This window comes from Kocuria sp. CNJ-770 (assembly GCF_001942375.1).
Lineage (GTDB): Bacteria > Actinomycetota > Actinomycetes > Actinomycetales > Micrococcaceae > Kocuria > Kocuria oceani.
Window position 1 is genome coordinate 1 of the sequence record NZ_MKJW01000021.1, and the last position, 1,701, is coordinate 1,701.

Annotated in this window: 2 protein-coding genes; both read right to left on the reverse strand. The window is 60.0% G+C overall.

Annotation, left to right across the window (positions count from 1 at the left end; genetic code table 11):
• The coding region (locus BJF77_RS00935) for a helicase HerA domain-containing protein (RefSeq protein WP_158041149.1) at positions 1 to 672 on the reverse strand (672 nt) is incomplete at its 3' end.
• Between the two features lie 28 nt (positions 673 to 700).
• On the reverse strand, positions 701 to 1,701 hold a 1,001-nt coding region (locus BJF77_RS00940), incomplete at its 5' end, for an SIR2 family protein (RefSeq protein ID WP_222844938.1).

The following is a 1,701-nucleotide window of genomic DNA, read 5'->3' on the forward strand; positions in this document are numbered from 1 at the left end:
CATAAACCAGTGGGGCAGGAAGAGTCCTTCGCTGGCTCCAAGTTGGGGGCCAAGGACGACGGTGCGGGTGGCACGACCACGGGGGGTATCGCTACTGAAGGACTGGGCGTACTCACCATTGATGTCGAATATGACGATGTGCCCGTTGGGGATCGGCTTGTCCAACAGCCCGTCCAGGATGGCCATAACGGTGCACGACTTACCCGAGCCGGTGGATCCCACAACCGCACAGTGGTGCCCGAGCAGGAGGTTGGCGTTAAGGAAGACATCTTGCTCCGCAGCCACGGCAGAGGTGCCCAGTTTTAGGGCCGGCACGTCCCGTGGCAGGAAGATGTTTTTGACTTCTCTAGGTGTGGCTGAGCGGACCGGGGCGTGTAGCGGCGGATAGCCAGTCAGCCCTGACTTGAAGGTCTCGCCCTCAAATCGGCCGACGACCGCAGCTTCCAGCTCGTAGGTGCTTTGGTCGTCCTCGCTGAGCAGGACCTGTCGGTCGTACTTTTCAGCGCGGCGGCTGATGTAGACGCCGGTGATGATGGCGACGACCCGGTGCGCACCAGCAGGAACGGTGATGTAGGAGTTAACGACGCCGACGGTGTGTAGTCCCTCCGGACCGACCTTGGTGAACCCTTTGGCGCCGACCTCGAGGGACACTCGCAGGGTGGTGCTTTGCACGGACGTTACTCGTCCGATGACTCCGACTTCAGACACCACCATCACCTCTGGGCATGTTGGGCGGTGTGGAGGGGCGGAGGATCGCTGCTTCTAACGACTGGATCAGGTCAACGATTGCTGACGGTGGCGTCACTCCGCTGTCGACGGACGGGTCCGGCAATAGATCGGCAAAGCGTGTGAACTTGCCGGTCTCGCCCGTCAGGACGGCGATCCGGGAGTCGGCGCCCTGCGCTAGGGCTGCGATGGCTGTGGCCTTGGGTGTGAGGCCGGCTTCAGTGAGGGTCTGCCCTACCAGTTCGTCGTTCTCCATTGCTTTTTCCATGTCGGATGATTCGAGCACCGCGAACGGATCGGCAACAAGCACATTTAGTGCTGGGTTCAGTGCGAGGCTCCGAAGCAGGATGCGATTAATATGAGGGTCGGCGAAACCGTACCCAACCGAGACGATAGCCGTGTCGTCCTGCTGCACGGCCTCTCCTAGCAATCGCATCAAGTCTGAATACGGATACGCGAGGGTATCCCCTTCTTTTGCCGTGGTGGGATAAATCAGCACACGTTCCGCTTCGGTGGTCGCATTCTGCGGAACCTGACGTACTTCAAGTGACTCGACCCCGGTGGTTGCCTCGCGTTCAAACACAGCCCGCCAGTTCAGGCTTCCGTGAATTTTGTGAAGATACAGAGCACTGTCGGCTCGGGCGAGGACTTGCTGGGAGGTGGTGTCTACCCGGTGAAAATCCAGGCCGTAGTAAGCAAGGTTAAGGCGTCGGTCGACTGTGCCACTGAAGCCATCGATGTAGGGGTAGCCGAGCTCATCTAGGGCACGCTCGATGACGAGGTCATAGTTGGTGGTGAACAGCCGCGGCCGTGGAAGGTTGGCCCGGCGGCTACGGACGATGCGCGAAATCAGTCTCCGATGCGCACGCAACGGGTCATGCTGGTAATCTGCTTCGATCTTCGAGGGGTCTCCCGGCAACTCGCATGCGCAGGCAAGAGCAGAACCGATCTTCTTCCGAAGAGATTCCATGTCCC